This window comes from uncultured Sphingomonas sp., assembly GCF_946477935.1.
In the GTDB taxonomy this organism is placed as follows: Bacteria; Pseudomonadota; Alphaproteobacteria; order Sphingomonadales; family Sphingomonadaceae; genus Sphingomonas.
The window spans coordinates 1-3985 of record NZ_CAMLAC010000284.1 but is presented as its reverse complement, the minus strand read 5'-3'; the positions used below and the strand labels follow the sequence as shown (position 1 = coordinate 3985).

General features: G+C 66.4%; 4 protein-coding genes. 3 read left to right on the top strand and 1 reads right to left on the bottom strand.

Features of this window, described 5'->3' with window-relative positions; genetic code table 11:
• Positions 1-236: 236 nt before the first annotated feature.
• The gene (locus Q0U08_RS18450) at positions 237-983 is read left to right on the top strand and encodes an RcnB family protein (protein WP_298093155.1); all 747 of its coding nucleotides are present in this window, start codon (positions 237-239) and stop codon (positions 981-983) included.
• A 73-nt stretch (positions 984-1056) separates the two neighbouring features.
• Positions 1057-1734, top strand: coding sequence for a 2OG-Fe(II) oxygenase (locus Q0U08_RS18445; protein WP_298093153.1), 678 nt, complete (start codon positions 1057-1059; stop codon positions 1732-1734).
• Positions 1735-1785: 51 nt separating this feature from the next.
• Here the strand turns inward: Q0U08_RS18445 and Q0U08_RS18440 are convergent, their stop codons facing one another.
• The gene (locus Q0U08_RS18440; RefSeq protein WP_298093151.1) at positions 1786-3393 is read right to left on the bottom strand and encodes a phosphoenolpyruvate carboxykinase; all 1608 of its coding nucleotides are present in this window, start codon (positions 3391-3393) and stop codon (positions 1786-1788) included.
• 201 nt (positions 3394-3594) lie between these two features.
• Between Q0U08_RS18440 and Q0U08_RS18435 the strand changes: the two genes are divergently transcribed.
• On the top strand, positions 3595-3985 hold a 391-nt coding region (locus tag Q0U08_RS18435; protein WP_298093149.1), incomplete at its 3' end, for a response regulator.

Genomic DNA, 3985 nt, shown 5'->3' with positions numbered 1-3985 from the left:
CAGCGTGCCGCCCGCGCGGCCCGGGGTGAGGAGGTGATACCCGCCGGCCCGCGCCCCGGTACCGACCCTGCCGACGCCGCGCATGCCGTGCCCGCGCTGGTCGCCCCCGCCCGGTAGCGGACAGGGTAGCTTTCGGATCGCTGACTAAGCGATTCAGCTTGCCCTCACCCGTGCTGCGCTATTCCGATTCGCATGATCGGGGTCGGCTCGTGCGCCGGCGATGAGGGATTGGTCGCATGATGAACAGGTGGATCGCCGCGCTGCTTGCCGCCGGTGCGCTGCTGCCGGGCATGGCACAGGCGCAGCAGGAGATGCAGGGGCGTGGGACCGAGCGCGGATGGCAGCGGCGCGGTGATGGCGAGCGCGTCGGTGTGGTCCCCCGCCCCGAGAACCGACCGCTCTACAATCGCCGCGAGGATTTCCCCGAGAACCGCCCCACGCCGACCCGGCCCGATCGCCCGGAAACCCGTCCCGATCGCGCGCCCCAAAACTGGGAAGGCCGCAACCGCATCGAGCGTGACGACCGCGACCGCCGGGCTGAGCGCGAGCGCGAACGCCGTGATCGCCAGCGCAACTGGGATCGCCAGCGCGGCTGGGATCGCAGTGACGCGAACTGGCGCGACCTCGGCGACGATCAGTGGCGATCGTTCGAGCGGCGTGACTGGGGCAGCCGCTGGAACCGCGGCTGGCGCGAGGATGGCCGTTATGACTGGAACCGCTGGCGCTCGGCCAACCGCAACCTGTATCATCTGCCGCGCTATTACTCGCCCTATGGCGGCAATGCCGGTTATCGCCGCTTCGGGCCGGGCGCGGCACTCGATCCGATCTTCTTCAACCAGACCTACTGGCTGTCGGACCCCTTTGCCTATCGCCTGCCGCCCGCCTACGCCCCCTATCGCTGGGTGCGCTATTACAACGACGCGCTGCTGGTCGACATTCGCGAGGGCGTCGTGGTCGACATGGTGTACGACATCTTCTGGTGACCGGCGGGGGGGGCGCCTGCTCCCCCTCGCGCGCCCCCTTGCCTTTGTGGCCCGGCCGGAGCAATTCCCGGTCATGTCGATCTTCGCCCGGAAGCCCAAGACCACCTCCAAGCTGCGCGAGGTCGCCGGCACCCACACCGCTCGCGCATTGGACGCCGATCCCGCCGTCACCCGCGTCGGCGTGGAGACCGCGCAGATCTACTACCATGCCGGCTTCCTCTCGGCCGAGCAGTGCGCCGGGCTGATCGCGCTGATCGACGCCAATAACCGTCCCTCGACGCTGTTGTCCGATCGCCCCGATGTCGGCTTTCGCACCTCGCACAGTTGCGACATGAACCGCTACGATCCGGCGGTGCAGCCGATCGACGAGGCGATCGCCCGGCTGCTCGATATCCCGCCCGAACGGGGCGAGACGATGCAGGGTCAGCGCTACGCCCCCGGCCAGCAATTCCGCGCCCATCACGATTATTTCCACGAAAGCGAAAGCTATTGGGAAAAGGTGAAGGTGCATGGCGGCCAGCGGACCTGGACCGCGATGATCTACCTCAACGATGTGGAGGAAGGCGGCGCCACCTGGTTCCCGCATGCCGGCATCAAGGTCGCACCGCGCCAGGGCATGCTGCTCGCCTGGAACAACATGAAGCCCGATGGCAGCCCCAACGAAATCACCCTCCACGAGGGGATGCCCGTCGTGGAGGGTGTGAAATACATCATCACCAAATGGTTTCGCGAAGGCAACTGGGTCCACTGACCCCGCCGCACGTGGGGCAGGGCTCCCGGTCGAACCGGGAGCCCCCGCGCCTCACGCGGCCTGCCGCGCCTTGGGTGCCGCCTGACGCACCTCTTCGTCGACATGGTCGGCGAACTTGGCGAAATTGTCGACGAACAGGTCGACCAGCTTGGCCGCCGTCGCATCGTAAGCGGCCTTGTCGGCCCAGGTCTCGCGCGGGTCGAGCATCGCCGGGTCCACGCCCGCAACCGCCACCGGCACCCGGAACCCGAAATACGGGTCGGTGCGGAAGGTCGCATCGTTCAGGCTGCCGTCCAGCGCCGCGTTCAGCAGCGCGCGCGTCACCTTGATCGGCATGCGCTGGCCGACGCCGTACTTGCCCCCGGTCCAGCCGGTATTGACCAGCCAGCAATCCACCTGCCCCTTGGCGATCCGCTCCTTCAGCAGATTGCCATAGACGGACGGGTGACGCGGCATGAACGGCGCCCCGAAACAGGTGGAGAAGGTCGCGTCCGGCTCGGTCACGCCGATCTCGGTGCCCGCCACGCGGGCGGTGTATCCCGACAGGAAATGGTACATCGCCTGTTCCGGAGTCAGCTTGGCGATCGGCGGCAGCACGCCGTACGCATCCGCGGTCAGCATCACGATGTTGCGCGGCACCCCGCCCATATTGTCCGCCGACGCATTGGGAATGAAGTCGATCGGGTAGGCGCCGCGGCTGTTCTCGGCCAGGCTGTTGTCGTCCAGATCGAGCTGCCGGGTCGACGGGTCCATCACCACATTCTCCAGCACGGTGCCGAACCGCTTGGTGGTGGCGAAGATTTCCGGCTCCGCATCGCGCGACAGGCGGATCATCTTGGCGTAGCAGCCGCCCTCGAAATTGAACACCGCGGTGTCCGACCAGCCATGCTCGTCGTCGCCGATCAGGGTGCGCGCCGGGTCCGCCGACAGCGTCGTCTTGCCGGTGCCCGACAGGCCGAAGAACACCGCCGTCGACCCGTCCGCCGCCATGTTCGCCGAACAGTGCATTGGCATTACGCCCGACGGTGGCAGCAGATAGTTCAGGATACCGAACACCGACTTCTTCATCTCGCCGGCATATTTCGTGCCCCCGATCAGGACCAGCTTCTCGGTCATGTTCACCGCGATCACCGTCTCCGACCGACAGCCGTGCCGCGCCGGGTCCGCCCGGAAGCTCGGCAGGTCGATGATCGTGTAGTCCGCCGCGAAGTCGCGCAACTCGCTCTGCTGCGGCCGCACCAGCATCGTGCGAATGAACAGGTTATGCCACGCCAGCTCGGTCACCACCCGCACCCGCACCCGGTGCTCCGGCTGCGAACCGCCATACAGATCCTGAACGAACAGCTCGTCCTTGTCCCCCAGCGCGCGGAAGAAATCAGCCTTCAGCGCGGCGAAATGCGCCGGCTCCATCGCGGCGTTGGACTTGCCCCACCATACCGTGTCGCGCGTCTCGTCGTCCTTGACGATGAACTTGTCCTGCGCGGACCGGCCGGTATGCCGCCCCGTCTCCACCACCAGCGGGCCGTCGGCCGAGAGTTTGCCCTCGCCGCGCGCGACTGCCATTTCGGTCAACTGCGCTGTCACCCGGTTCCAGTGCAGCGTCGCGCGGGTCTCAATCCCCTGGGCTTCCAGACCAATATTCGGAATGCGGTCACTCATCGCTCTCTCCATAGGCCGACGTCGCCCCGACGCCTGCACATATCTGCCTCGCTGCCCGGCCTCATAACGCGGCTGTGTTTAACACGTCAAACAATCAGTTAAACACGTCAAACAAACGCGCTTGTGCGAGGCGGTTGAGCGATGGACCGGTTTGGCCTAATTCACAGGTCCAGCCATGCGGATCAAAAGGCACCCTGTACGATGACGGCCACGATCGCGCTCGTCGATGACGACCGAAACATTCTCACGTCGGTGTCGATCGCGCTCCAGGCCGAGGGGTTTTTGACGCGGATCTACGCCGATGGCGAAACCGCGCTGAAGGCGCTGATCGACAACCCTGCCGATCTGGGCATCTTCGACGTGAAGATGCCGCGCATGGACGGCCTGGAGCTGCTCCGCCGCCTGCGCGAGAAAAGCCAGATCCCGGTCATCTTCCTCACCAGCAAGGATGACGAGTTGGACGAGGCGCTCGGCCTTGCCATGGGTGCGGACGATTACATCGCCAAGCCCTTCTCGCAGCGCCTGCTCATCGCACGCGTCCGCGCCATCCTGCGCCGCTCGGAAATCACCCAGCCGGGCACGGCCGCGGCCG